The sequence below is a fragment of the Brevibacillus fluminis genome (genome assembly GCF_003710825.1).
Taxonomy (GTDB): Bacteria; Bacillota; Bacilli; order Brevibacillales; family Brevibacillaceae; genus Brevibacillus_D; species Brevibacillus_D fluminis.
Genome location: NZ_RHHQ01000024.1, coordinates 26,637 through 43,207 on the forward strand (window position 1 = coordinate 26,637; position 16,571 = coordinate 43,207).

Annotated in this window: 15 protein-coding genes and 1 riboswitch; of the genes, 11 read left to right on the forward strand and 4 right to left on the reverse strand. The window is 53.8% G+C overall.

The genetic code is table 11. The annotated features are described in order from the left end of the window. The first annotated feature begins 168 nt into the window (after nt 1-168). The 7 genes from purC to purN are packed head-to-tail and all read left to right on the forward strand — an operon-like array spanning nt 169 to nt 7,106. Nucleotides 169-888 (forward strand): phosphoribosylaminoimidazolesuccinocarboxamide synthase, encoded by a 720-nt coding sequence (gene purC / locus EDM56_RS26815; protein WP_122921009.1) that lies wholly within the window; start codon nt 169-171, stop codon nt 886-888. Beyond that, a complete protein-coding gene (gene purS / locus EDM56_RS26820; RefSeq protein ID WP_122921010.1) occupies nt 881-1,129 on the forward strand; it encodes a phosphoribosylformylglycinamidine synthase subunit PurS in 249 nt (82 codons plus the stop codon). Before purC ends, purS begins: the two co-directional genes overlap by 8 nt. A gap of 2 nt (nt 1,130-1,131) precedes the next feature. Continuing rightward, nucleotides 1,132-1,818: a phosphoribosylformylglycinamidine synthase subunit PurQ gene (purQ, locus tag EDM56_RS26825; protein WP_122921011.1), complete on the forward strand. Its 687-nt coding sequence runs from the start codon at nt 1,132-1,134 to the stop codon at nt 1,816-1,818. After that, nucleotides 1,805-4,039 (forward strand): phosphoribosylformylglycinamidine synthase subunit PurL, encoded by a 2,235-nt coding sequence (gene purL, locus EDM56_RS26830; protein WP_122921012.1) that lies wholly within the window; start codon nt 1,805-1,807, stop codon nt 4,037-4,039. Before purQ ends, purL begins: the two co-directional genes overlap by 14 nt. Further along, entirely contained in the window at nt 4,024-5,442 is a 1,419-nt protein-coding gene (purF, locus tag EDM56_RS26835; protein ID WP_122921013.1) for an amidophosphoribosyltransferase, read from the forward strand. The genes purL and purF overlap by 16 nt, the downstream gene beginning before the upstream one ends. 18 nt (nt 5,443-5,460) lie before the next feature. Further along, a complete protein-coding gene (purM, locus tag EDM56_RS26840; protein WP_122921014.1) occupies nt 5,461-6,501 on the forward strand; it encodes a phosphoribosylformylglycinamidine cyclo-ligase in 1,041 nt (346 codons plus the stop codon). Beyond that, nucleotides 6,498-7,106 carry a phosphoribosylglycinamide formyltransferase gene (gene purN, locus EDM56_RS26845; protein WP_183192606.1) on the forward strand — a complete coding sequence of 203 codons (609 nt, stop codon included), beginning with the start codon at nt 6,498-6,500 and terminating at the stop codon, nt 7,104-7,106. Before purM ends, purN begins: the two co-directional genes overlap by 4 nt. A gap of 123 nt (nt 7,107-7,229) precedes the next feature. On the opposite strand, the gene thiW is transcribed toward purN, so the two are convergent. The 4 genes from thiW to thiD form a co-directional block, all read right to left on the reverse strand. After that, on the reverse strand, nt 7,230-7,754 hold the full coding sequence (thiW, locus tag EDM56_RS26850) for an energy coupling factor transporter S component ThiW (protein WP_122921016.1): 525 nt from the start codon (nt 7,752-7,754) through the stop codon (nt 7,230-7,232). Beyond that, nucleotides 7,751-8,356 carry a thiamine phosphate synthase gene (thiE, locus tag EDM56_RS26855; protein ID WP_221176006.1) on the reverse strand — a complete coding sequence of 202 codons (606 nt, stop codon included), beginning with the start codon at nt 8,354-8,356 and terminating at the stop codon, nt 7,751-7,753. The genes thiW and thiE overlap by 4 nt, the downstream gene beginning before the upstream one ends. 73 nt (nt 8,357-8,429) lie before the next feature. Next, a complete protein-coding gene (gene thiM, locus EDM56_RS26860) occupies nt 8,430-9,257 on the reverse strand; it encodes a hydroxyethylthiazole kinase (RefSeq protein WP_122921018.1) in 828 nt (275 codons plus the stop codon). Then, complete coding sequence (thiD, locus tag EDM56_RS26865) at nt 9,251-10,057, reverse strand: bifunctional hydroxymethylpyrimidine kinase/phosphomethylpyrimidine kinase (protein WP_122921019.1); 807 nt, start codon at nt 10,055-10,057, stop codon at nt 9,251-9,253. Before thiD ends, thiM begins: the two co-directional genes overlap by 7 nt. Nucleotides 10,058-10,199: 142 nt before the next feature. After that, nucleotides 10,200-10,307: riboswitch (TPP riboswitch) on the reverse strand. 352 nt (nt 10,308-10,659) lie between these two features. Between thiD and thiC the strand changes: the two genes are divergently transcribed. The 4 genes from thiC (at nt 10,660) to purH (ending at nt 16,571) form a co-directional block, all read left to right on the forward strand. Next, nucleotides 10,660-12,363, forward strand: coding sequence for a phosphomethylpyrimidine synthase ThiC (gene thiC / locus EDM56_RS26870; protein ID WP_122921020.1), 1,704 nt, complete (start codon nt 10,660-10,662; stop codon nt 12,361-12,363). A gap of 89 nt (nt 12,364-12,452) precedes the next feature. Next, the gene (locus tag EDM56_RS26875) at nt 12,453-12,779 is read left to right on the forward strand and encodes a hypothetical protein (protein ID WP_122921021.1); all 327 of its coding nucleotides are present in this window, start codon (nt 12,453-12,455) and stop codon (nt 12,777-12,779) included. Between the two features lie 290 nt (nt 12,780-13,069). Beyond that, entirely contained in the window at nt 13,070-14,851 is a 1,782-nt protein-coding gene (locus EDM56_RS26880; RefSeq protein ID WP_246009551.1) for an amidohydrolase, read from the forward strand. A 175-nt stretch (nt 14,852-15,026) separates the two neighbouring features. Beyond that, complete coding sequence (purH, locus tag EDM56_RS26885) at nt 15,027-16,571, forward strand: bifunctional phosphoribosylaminoimidazolecarboxamide formyltransferase/IMP cyclohydrolase (protein WP_122921022.1); 1,545 nt, start codon at nt 15,027-15,029, stop codon at nt 16,569-16,571.

The following is a 16,571-nucleotide window of genomic DNA, read 5'->3' on the forward strand; positions in this document are numbered from 1 at the left end:
TTTAAAGCTACGACTTGTGAAGGTGATTAACGTAAAACCCGAACATTTGTCGAGTCTATTAACAAGATTTTTCGTTGAAAAATGCGTATGTTTATGGTTTAATCAGAATGTAATGTTCGTGAAATGACGTAAAAACCCGAACTATATTCGCGGGAAGGAGACTTCACAGTGGAAAAACAAGAACAGCTGTATGAAGGAAAGGCAAAGAGGGTCTATCGGACTTCCAACCCGGACGTGTACTGGATCGAGTATAAAGACGACGCTACGGCGTTTAATGGCGAGAAAAAAGGAACCATCACAGGAAAAGGTGAATTGAACAACCGGATCAGCTCCATCTTTTTCACGATGCTGAAGGAGAAGGGGATCGAGAACCATTTCGTCGAGCAGCTGTCCAATCATGAGCAGCTGGTGCGCGTTGTGGAGATCATTCCATTGGAAGTCGTTGTCCGCAACGTGGCGGCCGGCTCGCTGGCGAAGCGATTGGGCTTTGAAGAAGGAACGGTTTTGGCTCATCCGATTGTTGAGTTTTACTATAAAGACGACGCGCTTGGCGATCCGCTGGTGAACGATGCGCACATCAAACTGCTCGGCATCGCCAGCGAAGAAGATGTACGCTACCTCGAGGAGCTGGGCTTGAAAGTAAATGAAGTGCTGCGCCCTTATTTGGCAGAGCGCAAAGTTATGTTGATTGACTTCAAACTGGAATTCGGCCGCACGCGGGATGGCAAAATCATTTTGGCTGATGAGATTTCGCCGGACACATGCCGCTTCTGGGATGCCGAAACAAAAGAAAAGCTGGATAAAGACCGTTTCCGCCGCGATTTGGGAAATGTAGAAGAAGCTTACCAAGAAATGTTGCGACGTATAGGAGGAAAAGAACATGTGTAAAGCGATCGTATATGTAACTCTGCGTGAAAGCGTATTGGACCCACAAGGACAGGCTGTAAAAGGTGCGCTCCACACTCTTGGTTTCGATGAAGTGAATGAAGTGCGTATCGGCAAATATATGGAAGTGATGCTCGACTCCGCAGATCGCGCGCAGGCTGAAGAGCGCGTGAAGGAGATGTGCGAGAAGCTTTTGGCAAATACCGTCATCGAAGATTACCGCTTCGAGATTGTGGAGGGCTGAGCATGCGTGTAGCAGTCATTGTTTTTCCGGGGTCGAACGCGGACGTCGACATGTACAATGCCGTCGAAGACATCATGGGCGTTCCTGTCGATTACGTCTTCCACTCGGAGAACGATCTATCCAACTATGATGTGATTTTGTTGCCCGGCGGCTTCTCCTTCGGTGACTACCTGCGCTGCGGCGCTGTCGCACGCTTTTCTCCGGTCATGGAGGAAGTGATCAAGGCAGCTAACGAGGGCAAGCTGGTGATGGGCGTGTGCAACGGATTCCAGATTTTGACCGAAGCGGGTCTCTTGCCAGGTGTCTTGCTGCGTAACCGTTCCCTGAAGTTCCGCTGCACCTTGTCCAAGCTGCGCGTAAGTAGCAACGACACGGCTTTCACCAAGGATTATGGGCTGGATGAAGTGATCGACGTTCCGATCGCTCACGGTGAGGGCAACTACTACTGCGACGAAGAAACATTGAACAAATTGAAAGCGAACAATCAGATCGTCTTCCGTTACGAGGGTGAAAATCCAAACGGGTCGATGGACGATATTGCAGGAATCATTAATGAGCGGGGAAATGTATTGGGCATGATGCCGCATCCGGAGCGCGCTGTCCATGAATGGATGACGTCCGATGACGGCAAACGCATCTTTACCTCGATCTTGAAGACTTGGAGGGAACGAAACGGTGTCACAGCATAAAGAACCTACGTCAGCACAAATCGCTGAACAGCGCCTCTATCGCGAAATCGGTCTGACCGATGAAGAATATCAACGCGTGGTTGACCTGCTGGGTCGCCAACCGAACTGGACAGAGACTGGCCTTTACAGCGTTATGTGGTCCGAACACTGTTCCTATAAAAATTCCAAGCCTGTGCTGCGCCGCTTCCCGACCAAAGGGCCGCGCGTACTGCAAGGACCTGGTGAAGGTGCGGGTATCGTCGATATCGGCGATAACCAAGCCGTCGTGTTCAAAATCGAGAGCCATAACCACCCATCGGCGATCGAGCCGTACCAAGGCGCAGCAACCGGCGTCGGCGGGATCATCCGCGACGTGTTCTCCATGGGCGCTCGTCCTGTCGCTATGCTCAACTCGCTGCGATTCGGCGAACTGCAGTCGCCGCGTGTCAAATACTTGTTCGAAAACGTCGTAGCCGGTATCGCAGGCTATGGCAACTGCATCGGGATTCCGACAGTGGGCGGCGAGGTCTGCTTCGACCCGACGTATGAAGGCAACCCGTTGGTCAACGCAATGTGCGTCGGCTTGATCAATCACGATGAAATCCAAAAAGGCGTGGCCAAAGGTATCGGCAACCCAGTGATCTATGTCGGAGCCAGCACGGGCCGCGACGGTATCCATGGCGCGACCTTCGCTTCCGAAGAGTTGACTGAGGAATCGGAGAAAAAGCGTCCGGCGGTACAAGTCGGCGACCCGTTCATGGAAAAATTGCTGCTGGAAGCATGCCTGGAGCTGATCAAGTCCGGAGCGGTTGTAGGTATCCAGGACATGGGTGCTGCCGGTCTGACTTCTTCCAGCGCAGAGATGGCATCCAAAGCAGGAAACGGAATCGAAATGAACCTCGACCTCGTGCCACAGCGTGAAGCGGGCATGAGCGCCTATGAAATGATGCTTTCCGAGTCCCAAGAGCGCATGCTCGTTGTTGTGGAAAAAGGACGCGAAGAGGAAGTAAAAGCGATTTTTGACAAGTGGGGCCTGCACTCCGCTGTAGTTGGCCGCGTAACTGAAGATGGCCGCCTGCGTCTGCTCCATAAAGGAGAAGTCGTATGCGATGTGCCTGTAGACACGCTCGCGGAAGATGCGCCTGTGTACCACAAGCCATCTGCTGTGCCAGCTTACTATGAAGCTAACGCAAATGTCGATACAACCGATTTGCCGCAGCCGGCAGATTTGAACAAAACATTGGTCGATGTGCTGAAACAGCCGACCGTTGCCAGCAAACGCTGGGTTTATGAGCAATATGACCATATCGTGCGTGCGGGCACGGCTGTAAAGCCAGGTTCTGACGCAGCTGTAGTTGTTATCCGCGGCACACGCAAAGCGCTTGCGATGACGACTGACTGCAATGCGCGCTACGTTTACCTCGATCCGCAAGTGGGCGGAGCGATTGCTGTAGCGGAAGCGGCGCGCAACGTGGTGTGCTCCGGTGCCGAGCCACTCGCGATCACCGACTGCCTCAACTTTGGCAGCCCGGAAAAGCCTGAGGTATTCTGGCAGTTTGAAAAATCGGCAGAAGGCATGAGCGAAGCGTGCCTCGCCTTGGAAACGCCTGTTATCGGCGGTAACGTTTCTTTCTACAATGAACGCAGCGGCGATGCGATCTACCCAACTCCGACTGTCGGTATGGTTGGTCTGATCGCAGACGTTGATGATATAACGACACAAGAATTCAAACAAGCGGGCGACACCATCATCCTCTTGGGCGATACGTATGGCGAGCTGGGCGGCAGCGAATACCAAAAGCTCGCACTCGGCAAAATCGCAGGCCGTCCTCCGCAAATCGATCTGAAAAAAGAAGCGACACTGCAAAAACTGGTTTTGGACGCGATCCGTCAAGGTTTGGTACAATCAGCGCATGACCTGTCTGAGGGCGGTTTGGCTGTGGCGTTGGCAGAGTCCAGCTTTGGCAAGGAGATCGGTGCAACCGTCTCCCTCACGACTGATTTGCGCGATGATGTCTTGCTCTTCAGCGAGTCGCAATCCCGCATTCTGATCAGTGTGAAAGCTGACCAAGCGGAAGCGGTTCTCGCTCTGGCGAAAGATCGCGGCGTTTCGGCTGCGGCAATCGGTTCTACAGGTGGCAACGAGTTCAAGATTACGATCAACGATCGGGCAGCTGTCGATGCCTCGCTCGCTGAGCTGAAAGCAGCTTGGAGGGATGCGATTCCATGTTTGATAAGCTGATTTGGGATAAGTTAAACGAAGAATGCGGCGTTTTTGGTATCTATGATCATAATTCGGCGGCCCAGTTAACATACCTGGGCCTTCACGCCCTGCAACACCGCGGGCAGGAGAGTGCCGGTATGTGCTCTTCTGACGGGGAAAAGTGGTACAAACACCGCGGCATGGGCCTTGTTTCCGAAGCGTTTGGCAAAGGCGACCTGGAGAAATTCAGCGGCCATATTGCCATCGGGCACACCCGTTACACGACGGCAGGCTCCAGCAAGATCGAAAATGCGCAGCCGCTCTTTTTCCGCTACGCGCAAGGCAGCATGGCTGTCGCGCATAACGGCAACCTAGTGAATGCGTCGGTTTTGCGCAAAGAGCTGGAGGAGAAAGGCTCGATTTTTCAATCGACGAGCGATACGGAGGTTATTGCCCACCTGATCGCACGTTCGCAAAACAAAGATTTGCCGAATGCAGTGCGCGACGCTTTGCAGCATATCAAAGGCGCTTATGCGCTCTTGGTCATGAACGAAAAGCAGCTGGTGATTGCGCTCGATCCAAATGGCTTGCGTCCGCTGTCCTTGGGACGGATGGGCGATGCGATTTGCGTAGCATCGGAAACCTGTGCGTTTGACATCATCGGCGCCGAGTACTGGCGTGAAGTGCAGCCGGGCGAGCTGATCGTAGTCGATGAGAACGGCGTGCAAACCAGCACTTTTGCGGAAAAAACCAAACGGTCGATCTGCACGTTTGAATATATTTATTTCGCGCGACCTGACAGCGATATCGACGGTATCAATGTCCACATGGCGCGCAAACGTCTGGGCAAACAACTGGCGCAGGAATCTCCGGTTGAGGCGGACGTCGTGACAGGGGTGCCGGATTCCGGCATATCTGCAGCGATCGGCTACGCGGAAGCATCCGGTATCCCGTATGAGCTTGGTTTGATCAAAAACCGCTATGTCGGACGTACGTTTATCCAGCCATCGCAGGAAATGCGCGAGCGTGGCGTGCACATGAAGCTGTCCGCCGTACGCAAAGTGGTGGAAGGCAAGCGCGTTGTCATGATCGATGACTCGCTTGTGCGCGGTACGACAAGCGGCCGGATCGTGAAAATGCTGCGCGAGGCTGGCGCGAAGGAAGTCCATGTTCGCGTAAGCTCGCCGCCAATCATGAATCCATGCTTCTACGGAATCGATACATCGACGCGTGAAGAGCTGATTGCCACCACGCATTCATTGGAAGAAATCCGTCAGTACATCGGTGCTGATTCACTTGCCTATTTGTCGGTAGAAGGAATGGTCGAGGCTGTCGGTCGCGCAGAAGACGGACCGCATCGCGGACATTGCCTTGCATGCTTCACAGGCGACTACCCGACTGAAATCGAATTCGAAGCGGCTCTGCCGATCACGAAGTGTTAAGAGGGGAGAACGGTAGAGATGAGTGACGCATACAAACAGGCTGGCGTCGACATTGCGGCGGGGAACGAAGCGGTCGAGCGCATGAAAAAGCATGTGAAGCGCACGTTCCGTCCTGAGGTCATGACCGATCTGGGCGGATTCGGCGCACTGTTCAAGCTGAATACAGGCAAATACAAAAATCCGGTGCTCGTCTCAGGTACGGATGGTGTTGGCACCAAGCTCAAAATCGCGTTCATGATGGATAAGCACGACACGATCGGGATCGACGCGGTCGCGATGTGCGTGAACGACGTCGTGGTGCAAGGGGCGGAACCGCTCTTTTTCCTGGACTATCTGGCTTGCGACAAAGTCGTGCCGGAAAAAATCGAAGCGATTGTCAAAGGGATCGCGGACGGCTGTGCGCAAGCGGGCTGCTCGCTGATCGGCGGCGAAACCGCAGAGATGCCGGGTATGTACGCTGAAGGCGAGTACGACATCGCTGGTTTTACGGTCGGTGCTGTGGACGAAGACAAACTGATCACTGGCAAAACAGTGGCGGCTGGCGACGTGCTGATTGGCATTCCGTCGAGCGGCGTGCACAGCAACGGCTTCTCCCTGGTCCGCAAGGTGCTGTTGGCAGATAATGGCCTCACACTGGAGCAGCATGTAGACGAGCTGGGCAAAACGCTGGGCGAAGAGCTGCTAACGCCGACTCGCATCTATGTGAAATCCGTGTTGGCACTGTTGGAGCGTTTCGAGATCAAGGCGCTTGCACACATCACTGGCGGCGGCTTCACGGAAAACATCCCGCGCGTTCTGCCAGAAGGCACGCAAGCCGTGATCGAATACGGCTCATGGCCGATTTTGCCGATTTTCAATCTGGTGCAACGTTTGGGTGCTGTTTCGCAGCCAGACATGTTCCGTACTTTCAATATGGGGATCGGGATGGTGCTGGTTGTGCGCGGCGATGAAGCGGACGCGGTTCTTGGCGCTTTGAAAGAGCTGGGCGAGGACGCATACCGCCTCGGTTCGATCGAAGCGGGCGAGCGCGAGGTGCGTTACAGCGGGGTGGAATGGTGAAAAAGCTGGCTGTCTTTGCCTCTGGTAACGGCTCCAACTTCGAAGCCATCGCGACTGCGATTGCAGACGGACGACTGCAGGGCGCCGAAATTGCCCTCTTAATCTGCGACAAGCCATCTGCCTATGTGCTGGAGCGGGCGGCGCGCCTCGGCGTGCCTGCCTTTGCTTTTGATCCGAAGGCGTATGACGGCAAGGCCGCTTTTGAGGCAGTGATTGTTGAAAAGCTGCAGGCGTTAGATATTTCGCTTGTGGTGCTCGCAGGCTACATGCGCCTTGTGGGAGAGGTTTTGCTGTCGGCTTACGAAGGCCGGATCATCAACCTGCATCCGTCGCTTCTGCCAGCTTTTACAGGGAAAGATGCAATTGGACAAGCGCTGGAATACGGTGTGAAGGTAACGGGTGTGACCGTGCATTTCGTCGACGCGGGGCTCGATACCGGGCCGATCATCGCGCAGCTGCCAGTGATAGTCGAGCAGGGGGATACGCATGACTCGTTAGCGGAGCGAATTCATCGCGTCGAGCATGAGCTGTTGATCGGGGTTATTCAGAAGATTGTAGATGGAAAAATTGGGGCTACCGGACGATTGGTCCGGGAGTTGGGTTAATAGAGCGGATATTGATAAGGAACCTGTCTGGTAGAGACGGGTTCTTTTTTCATAGCGTGCACTGTTTGAGCACAATCATAGAAATAAGAAAAAACCTGTCGATAACGGCAGGTTTTTTTGTAGTTATCGGTTTTTATGAAGCGTAGGCGAATGGTCCGGTCGTGATTCGCCAAGCCCGCCTTTTTTAAGCAACCCGACCACCACCCAGCCAATCGCAGCCCCAAACAGCGTACTGACTAAAAACGCCGGCAAAAACGCAAACATCCCGACTGCCTGACCCATAAACAGCATGGCAAACGGAACCGCCGCGAGCGATCCAATAATCCCGGTCCCGACGACTTCACCGACAGCCGCGCTCCAATGCTGCCGGATTCGCTGGTACAGCAGCCCGGCCAGTAGGGCACCGATCATCCCACCGGGAAACGCCAGAAGTGTGCCGACGCCAAGCAGATTGCGCAAGAGCGCAATCATGAATGCGACCAGTACGGCAGGGATCGGCCCCAGCAGGACGGCAGCGATCACGTTGATTGCATGCTGAATCGGGAACGCTTTGGCCAATCCGGTCGGAATCGCGAGCAGATGGGAGCTGAGCGTCCCGATGGCGACCAGCACGGCCATTTTCGTGAGCAAGCTTGTGGTTGTTTTCATCTGCTACGTACCTCATTTCGTAGATTTCGCGCTGCTTCAAGCGGAGCGGAGGCTTGCGTGATCGCCGTAATGACTGCGACGCCATCTGCGCCAGCATCTATGACGGGAGCAGCCTTTCCGTGCGTGATTCCGCCGATCCCGACAATCGGGCAAGCGATGCCGGCTCCGCGTATCTCACGAATCACTTCAGGTCCGCGCACCTCGCGTATGTCTGGTTTTGTCTGCGTCTCATACATCGGACCGACGCCTAAATAGTCGGCGCCATCGGCGAGAGCGGCCCGCGCCTCGGACAAATTGTGGGCGGAAATGCCGAGGATTTTGTCACCGATGCGGTTTCGCATGGCTCGAGCCGAGCCGTCTTCCTGACCGATATGTAATCCATCCGCATTAAGTGCCAGCATCAGCTCGACATCGTCATTGACGATGAAAGGGATGCCGTGTTCGTGGCAGATCCTGAAAAGCCGTCTACCCAGCTCCAGCTTGGCTGTGCCTTCCAGCGCTCTTGGTCCTTTCTCGCGGAATTGAAACAAGGTGATGCCGCCCGCGATCGCATCGCGCAGGACATCTTCCGGGCTGCTGTTCTCGCAATTCACACTCCCCATCACCAAATAGAGAGCTAGTTGTTTGTGCACGTTTGGTTCCTCCGTCCTTTTTGGACTGCATGAAGATAATCTGCTACCGTGAATGAAGCCGAATCTCTGCCCGGTTGTTGATAAAGGCTGGCTGTAAGGTGTAAAGTCGATCCAGCAATTCCTGCTGAAACGTTCCCGGCCCCGCTGCGGCTAAGCGGGCCTCCTCAGCTGCAATCCCAAGCGTACATACAGCAGCGATGCTCGCCTCCCAGCTTGCGTGTGGTTTGGAGCCTGCCTCTGCTGAATGAACCGCTGCGAGAAACAAGGCAACGATAGAGGTGGCAAGACAGCCAGTGCCGGTAACAAGCGTAAGCCATTCGTCGCCATGCCCGCTGGTGGCGATCAAACGACCACCGCAGATGACATCCGTTTTGCCGGTCAGGACCGCCAGGCAGCGGTAGCGACGGGCTACCTGGACCGCGATCTCGACAGGGTCGGACACGGGGGCTGCTGCATCAATTCCTTTCCCGTGCCACTCACGGGTGAGCAAATAGGAGAGCTCGGCTGCATTCCCGCAAATGGCGGTGGGGTGAAGCTCCTCCAAAATGCGTGTGGCAGCATCGCCACGCATGGCCGAAAGTCCGACGCCAACCGGATCGAATACGATGGGAATGCCTTTTGCGCGCGCAGACTTGCCAGCGAGCAGCATCGCCTCGATCGTTTCAGGCGTAGGTGTGCCGAGATTGAGCACAAGTCCATCCGCCTTGCTAGCAGCCTCCGCAGCCTCATCCGGATGGCGCGCCATCATGGGCCGTCCCCCGAGTGCCAATACGCCATTGGCGACGAACGACATCGTCACCTGATTCATGATGTGGTGGAGCACCGGACGTTTTTGGCGTACCAGTGCCAATGCATCTCCGGGTGTCAGCATCGCACGCCACCCCGGTATGCCCAATGATTGGTCGGGCCGTGTCCCGCTCCGATGCCAAGCGGCTGTTCGATGGCTGCCTGGATGAATTGCTTTGCTGTGTCGACGGCTGCCCAAGGCGTCTTACCCCATGCCAGCTCAGCCGTGATTGCCGCGGAAAATGTGCAGCCTGTGCCGTGCGTGTGCTGCGTATGGACGCGTTTGCCGACATATTCGGTAAAGCTTGTGCCGTCAAACAGCAGATCGGTCGAGTACTCGTTGCAATCGTCGTGACCGCCCTTCAGCAGGACGTAGCGGCAGCCAAAAGAACTGAGCATCCGCGTCGCTTCCTTCCGCGCCTCGATGGTGGTAAGCGACAATCCGGTCAGCACCTCGGCTTCCGGGATATTGGGGGTCAGCATATAGGTAACAGGCAAAAGTAAGGTTTTCACCGCATCGATGCTCTCGGCTTTCAACAGTGGTGCGCCTCCCTTAGCAATCATCACAGGATCGACGACGAGCTTTTCCCAGCCGTAAAGGCAAGCTTTCTCGCTCACGCAGGCGATGATACCACGGTCGAACAACATGCCTGTCTTGACGGCGTCGGGAGCCAGATCGCTTGCGACCGCGTCGATCTGAGCGGCGACCGCCTCCACGCTAAGTGGAAAAATCCCGCTTACGCCCAACGTGTTTTGCGCCGTGATGGCAGTCAGGGCGGACATACCGAAGACGGACAGCTCCTGAAACGTTTTGAGATCGGCCTGAATGCCCGCACCGCCGCCGCTGTCCGAACCAGCTATGGTCAATGCTTTATGTACATGCATCTTGATTCGCCTCCCGAATCCGATTTTCACTTATGTGTAACGCGCGCTCATGTGAATCACGACACGTCGCGGACATACAAAAAAACCGCTCCCCAACCAGGGAGCGGCATAGCATGCACAGACATTCCGATAAACCGGAGTATGTGGCACTCTTTTGCTTCCCTACGCTGGCATGATCCAGATCAGGTGGTAAGGGTCCAGAACGTTGTGGTTCCATCTCAGCCTCCAAGAGGCCCCCCTAGCGATTGATTCGTCATGAAATTGTGATCATTATAACACGAGCAAAGACGGTGTAAAGAAGTTTTTGCACATCAAAATTGAGTGTTGCAAATTTTGGGGACGGTGTGATAACGTAAAGCTACTCAATTTCATACGCTTACCAACACGGGAGCTTGGGGAACCAGGCTGAGAGGATGGCTATGCTGCCGTCGACCGTCAAACCTGAACTGGATAATGCCAGCGGAGGAACGTACACGCACTACATACTTGACGTATGTTCTCACAGGCCGCCTTTTGCTTATCAAAGCAAGCGGTCTTTGCTTTTCTTTGTCGTGCCTCCGCCTGCATTTATCCGCTAAAAAATTGCAGAGGAGGCATTTTTAATGTCCGAAAACCAACAATCACAGCTGCAAGTAACCACGCCGCGCAGTTATCCCGCCAGCAAAAAGGTATATGTGCAAGGCTCAAGAGCCGATCTGCGCGTTCCTGCGCGTGAGGTGTCGCTGCATCCGACCAAGACCATATCTGGCGAGGAAGTGCCGAATAAGCCGGTCCGCCTTTATGACACGAGTGGGGTCTATACCGATGAGGCAGTTGCAGTGGATATTCACAAAGGGTTAGCGCCGCTGCGCAAGCCGTGGATTCTCGAGCGAAATGATGTGGAGGAATACGAGGGACAGCGTGGCAAAGCGCTACGGGCCAAGCCGGGCAAAAACGTGACGCAGATGCACTATGCGCGTCGAGGCATCATCACGCCGGAAATGGAATTCATCGCGATCCGCGAAGGGGTTGAGGCGGAATTCGTACGCAAGGAAGTAGCGGAGGGCCGTGCCATTATCCCGTCCAACATCAACCACCTTGAGAGCGAACCGATGATCATCGGCCGTAATTTCCATGTGAAAATCAACGCGAACATCGGCAATTCCGCCGTCACCTCCTCGATTGAGGAAGAGGTCGAGAAAATGGTGTGGGCAACCTACTGGGGTGCCGACACGATCATGGATTTGTCCACGGGCAAAAACATCCACGAAACCCGCGAATGGATCATGCGCAATTCGCCTGTGCCGATCGGGACTGTGCCGATTTATCAGGCGCTCGAAAAGGTTAACGGCGTCGTCGAAGATCTGACTTGGGAGATTTACCGCGACACGCTGATCGAGCAGGCGGAGCAAGGCGTCGATTACTTCACGATTCATGCGGGCGTGCTGTTGCGCCACATTCATTTGACGGCAAAGCGTGTGACAGGGATCGTGTCCCGCGGCGGTTCGATCCTCGCGGCATGGTGTCTCGCACATCATGAGGAGAACTTCCTGTACACGCATTTTGAAGAAATTTGCGAGATCATGAAGGCGTATGATGTGGCCTTCTCGCTTGGTGACGGCTTGCGTCCCGGCTCGATCGCCGATGCTAATGACGAAGCGCAGTTTGCTGAGCTGGAGGCGCTGGGCGAGCTGACTAAAATCGCCTGGAAGCACGATGTACAGGTCATGATCGAGGGTCCTGGGCATGTGCCGATGCACAAAATCAAAGAAAACGTGGATAAGCAGATGGAGATTTGCCAAGAGGCGCCGTTCTACACGCTCGGCCCACTGACGACCGATATCGCACCGGGCTACGACCATATCACATCCGCAATCGGCGCGGCCATGATCGGCTGGTTCGGTACGGCGATGCTCTGCTATGTGACGCCGAAGGAGCATTTGGGGCTCCCGAACAAGAACGATGTGCGAGAAGGGATCATTGCCTACAAGATTGCCGCACATGCTGCCGACCTTGCGAAAGGCCATCCGCAAGCACAGCAGCGGGACGATGCGTTGTCCAAAGCGCGCTTCGAATTCCGCTGGCGCGACCAGTTCAATCTGTCGCTCGACCCGGCTCGCGCTGTCGAATACCACGATGAAACGTTGCCGGCTGAAGGGGCCAAAACCGCACACTTCTGCTCGATGTGCGGCCCGAAATTTTGCAGCATGAAAATTACCCAGGAGATTCGCGAGCGCGTCAGCGAAGCGGAGATGCGGGAGATCGAAGAAGGCTACAAGCAGAAATCGCGCGAATTCGTCGAGGGCGGTAGCGAGATCTATCGATAAAGCGGGCTGAGCCAGCGAAACAGGGCAGGAACCCATGACCATCCACCGGCATACCCTAGCAAAGAAGTATTGGGGGAGGGGATTAATAAATGGCTGGAGATGTAATCAGCAATTTGCTGGATCAGTTGAGTAAACGAACTGGACGGCAGTGGGACATGAGTGATCTGCTTCGTTTAGCGCAAAAACTGCCTGAGTTGAATGATAAAAACGTGGATGCTGTGCTCGAAGAGCTTTCGGGTATGGGGCTGGATGTGACGGATGAAACCAAGGAAAAGCTGAAAGGGAAACTCGCGGACCAAGACGAGTTCACCGCGACACAGATGGATGAGTTGACCAGCGAAGCAGCCAAGATGGTAAGCAGCAGGCGTACACTGAGGAAAAACGTCACGCCGATCAACAAAAAACGTAAGGAATAGGCGAGGGGCTCCCTGTTAAAGGGGGCCCTTTTCATCGCGTTTTCCAAATGTATGCAGCAAAATTGCATAGATTATTCAAAAAATAATAAAAAATGTGGACCTAACGAATATTAGTTAACTTTTAAAGTTGGAATGAAAAGTGCTAAAGGAATGGAATAGGTTGGATATTCTCAACCCGATGGAATAGATGGATGCCAACTTTTGAAAGGGGGAGGTAAGGTGAATGGAAGGCTTTTGCTGATGAATGAACGTGAGAGGAAACTAAAAACGCAAAAAGGAGTGATATCAAAGTGAATCATATTATTGGGCATAAAAAGTTGACTGTTTTGTTAGCGCTTACATTATCATTGCTGATTGTGATGGGAGGGATGACTAGCCTGACTGCAAAAGCCGCCGGTGCACAAGCCACGCTCGTCCTGAAAAATGGCATTATTTATACGATGGATGCAGAAAAACCTACAGCAGAGGCGGTGGCGATTCAGGATGGCAAGATCATCTTCGTCGGGACCTCCACTCAGGCCAATGCGTTTGTCGGAGCCACAACAAAGGTGATTGACCTACAGGGAAAAATGGTTTCCCCCGGTTTTCTCGATGGACACACCCATGTACCGGGCTTGTGGACGTCCAAGCTGTTTGCCGTTGATTTGACGGCGATGAAAACAAATGAAGAGTTTGTCCAGGCGGTTGCTGCTTACCGGAAAAACCATCCGGAGGCAAAAATCATCACGGGTACCGGCTGGGTGAATGGACCTTACGAATTAAAAGATGGCACGAATCCAGGACCGAAAAAAGAAGACCTCGATAAAGTCGTTTCCGACATTCCTGTCCTGCTAAGATCGGTTGATGGCCATTCGACATGGGTCAATTCCAAAGTGCTGGAAATGGCAGGCGTCACCAAAGATACGAAATCACCACAGGGCGGACTCATTGAGCATAACCCGGATGGTTCCGTGCGCGGCACGTTGCGGGACAGCGCGAGGAATTTGATCGCTGACGTACAGGCTTTGGGGAATTTGACCAAGGAGCAGTACAAAGAAGCAATCCTCAAGTATCAGGAAGAGATGCACAGCTTCGGTATGACAGGTGTGCTGAATTTGAGTGATGACAAAGGGATGATCATCGAGGCGATGGCCGAGCTGGAGAAGGAAGGAAAGCTCACCATGCGGGTCGCCAACGCAATCAATTTCAAGCCTGGCGACAAGCCGGAGGATGCAGTCAAAACGATGCAGGAAGCGCGGAGCAAATACAACTCCGACTGGCTGCGGGTCAATACGGTCAAGCTGTTCGCCGATGGTGTGACAGAAGGGAAAACCGCATATTTCGTAGAGCCGTACGATCGCCATGCTGGGATGGGCGAGCATTATCACGGCGAACCGATCTGGCAGGTGGACGATTTTAACCGGATGGTCCTCGCGCTGGACAAGGCAGGCGTTCAGCTCCATATCCACGCGATTGGCGATGGTGCCGTCAACGCTGCGATCAATGCGTTTGAGAATGCCGGCAAAACGAACGGTACACATAACCTGCGACATACCATCACGCACGTATGCTCGATATTGGACAGTGACATCACGCGGATGGCCAAGCTTGGCGTAGTTGCCAGCCTGCAACCGTTCTGGTTCTATAAAGACCAGTATTTTGACCTGGAAAAAGCGATGATCGGCGAAAAACGCGCACTGGACATGTATCCGACACGGAAAATGTGGGATGCGGGCGTCGTCATCACCGGCGGCAGCGACTTTCCGCCGACACCGGATTATCGACCGCTGAATGGAATCGAGACAGGCGTCACCCGCAACAGCCCTTATCCAACCGAACAGGATACGGACATGGTGCGCAATGCAGCGCAAGGGTTGAAGGTACAGGAAATGCTGCAAGCGTTCACTAAAAACGTCGCATTCGAGATGAACCGCAGCGACCTGGGAACGATCAAGGTCGGCAACAAGGCGGATCTCGTGGTTTTGGGACAAGATATCACCAAAATTGCACCAAAAAACATTTCCGAGACACCGATCTTGTACACGATCGTAGACGGTAAGATCGTTTTCGAAGCAAAGCAACAAAAGAACTAACAAATTCATGGGCTGCCCAAAAGGAGGGAACACTCTTTTCGGGCAGCTTTTTCCTGTTTTCATTTGTTCGGAAAATCGTCTGCAGCGGTTGATTAACACGTACATTTGTGTTTTAATCATTATATAATGTTCGTGATTTGACTACTTTTTCATAAAAAGTCAGGAGGATTCCACCGTGAGTGTAAAAAAAGCGTTGATTAGCGTTTCCGATAAGACCGGTGTGGTAGAGCTGGCCCGTCAGCTGAACGAGTTGGGGGTCGAAATCATTTCAACAGGCGGTACCGCATCGCTTCTGAAACAGGAAGGCGTACCGGTCATCGGTATTTCCGAGGTAACCGGATTCCCTGAAATCCTGGATGGACGCGTCAAAACGCTTCACCCCAACATCCACAGCGGATTGTTGGCCGTACGTGCGGACGAAGCTCACCGCAAACAGCTGGAAGAGCTGAATATCCAACCAATCGATCTCGTGATTGTGAACCTGTACCCATTCAAACAAACGATTTCCAAACCGGATGTTACGTATGCGGATGCAATTGAAAATATTGATATTGGCGGTCCGACCATGCTTCGTTCCGCCGCGAAAAACCACCAAGACGTTACCGTCGTGGTAGACGCAGCCGATTATGCCACCATCATCGCTGAAATCAAGGATGCGGGCGATACGACATTGGAAACCCGCCGCCGCCTTGCAGCCAAAGTATTCCGCCACACAGCCGCTTACGATGCGATCATTTCCCGTTATTTGAGCGAACAAGTGGGCGAATTGATGCCGGAGAGCTACACGGTTACGTATGAAAAAGCGCAAGATCTGCGCTATGGGGAAAATCCTCATCAACGCGCTGCTTTTTATCGTCAGCCACTCGGCAATGAGGGCACGATCAGCAGTGCTGAGCAATTGCACGGCAAAGAGCTTTCCTACAACAACATCAATGATGCGGACGCGGCGTTGGCAATCGTAAACGAATTCACGGAGCCTGCTGTTGTGGCCGTGAAACATATGAATCCTTGTGGCGTCGGGATCGGTGCGACCATCAAGGAAGCGTACGAAAAAGCGTATGCAGCAGACCCTGTCTCCATTTTCGGCGGTATCGTGGCGGCCAACCGTCCGATTGACGAGGCGACGGCACTTCTTCTGAAAGAAACGTTCCTGGAAATTATCGTGGCGCCGGATTTCACACCGGAAGCTCTGGCAGTGCTGCAAGAGAAGAAAAACCTTCGTTTGCTGCGCCTCTCTACCCAAGGCAGCGCGGCAGCACCAACTTCGTTCAAGCTGACAACAGTGGCTGGCGGAGCGCTGGTACAAGATTTTGATACGAAACAAATCGAAGCGACAGACTTGAAAGTCGCGACGGAGCGCCAACCAAGCGAAGAAGAGCTGAAACAGCTGCTGTTCGCCTGGAAAGTGGTGAAACATGTGAAGTCCAATGCGATCGTGTTGGCAAACAACAACATGACGGTTGGCGTTGGTGCGGGTCAAATGAACCGCGTTGGATCTGCTAAAATCGCGATTGAGCAAGCGGGTGATCTGGCAAAAGGCGCAGCGCTCGCATCTGACGCATTTTTCCCGATGCCGGATACGGTGGAAGCCGCTGCAAAAGCCGGCATTACGGCGATCATCCAGCCAGGCGGCTCGGTGCGCGACCAAGAATCAATCGATGCGTGCAACCGCCACGGAATCGCGATGGTGTTCACGTCTGTTCGTCACTTCAAACACTAG

Bases quoted from the DNA above. Each gene is read 5' to 3' on its own strand.
- thiM (WP_122921018.1), bottom strand. From the start codon at position 9,257: ATGCTGACACCCGGAGATGCATTGGCACTGGTACGCCAAAAACGTCCG.
- thiE (WP_221176006.1), bottom strand. From the start codon at position 8,356: ATGGGGAGTGTGAATTGCGAGAACAGCAGCCCGGAAGATGTCCTGCGC.
- purQ (WP_122921011.1), top strand. From the start codon at position 1,132: ATGCGTGTAGCAGTCATTGTTTTTCCGGGGTCGAACGCGGACGTCGAC.
- purM (WP_122921014.1), top strand. From the start codon at position 5,461: ATGAGTGACGCATACAAACAGGCTGGCGTCGACATTGCGGCGGGGAAC.
- EDM56_RS26875 (WP_122921021.1), top strand. From the start codon at position 12,453: ATGGCTGGAGATGTAATCAGCAATTTGCTGGATCAGTTGAGTAAACGA.
- thiD (WP_122921019.1), bottom strand. From the start codon at position 10,057: ATGCATGTACATAAAGCATTGACCATAGCTGGTTCGGACAGCGGCGGC.
- thiC (WP_122921020.1), top strand. From the start codon at position 10,660: ATGTCCGAAAACCAACAATCACAGCTGCAAGTAACCACGCCGCGCAGT.
- thiW (WP_122921016.1), bottom strand. From the start codon at position 7,754: ATGAAAACAACCACAAGCTTGCTCACGAAAATGGCCGTGCTGGTCGCC.
- purF (WP_122921013.1), top strand. From the start codon at position 4,024: ATGTTTGATAAGCTGATTTGGGATAAGTTAAACGAAGAATGCGGCGTT.
- purS (WP_122921010.1), top strand. From the start codon at position 881: ATGTGTAAAGCGATCGTATATGTAACTCTGCGTGAAAGCGTATTGGAC.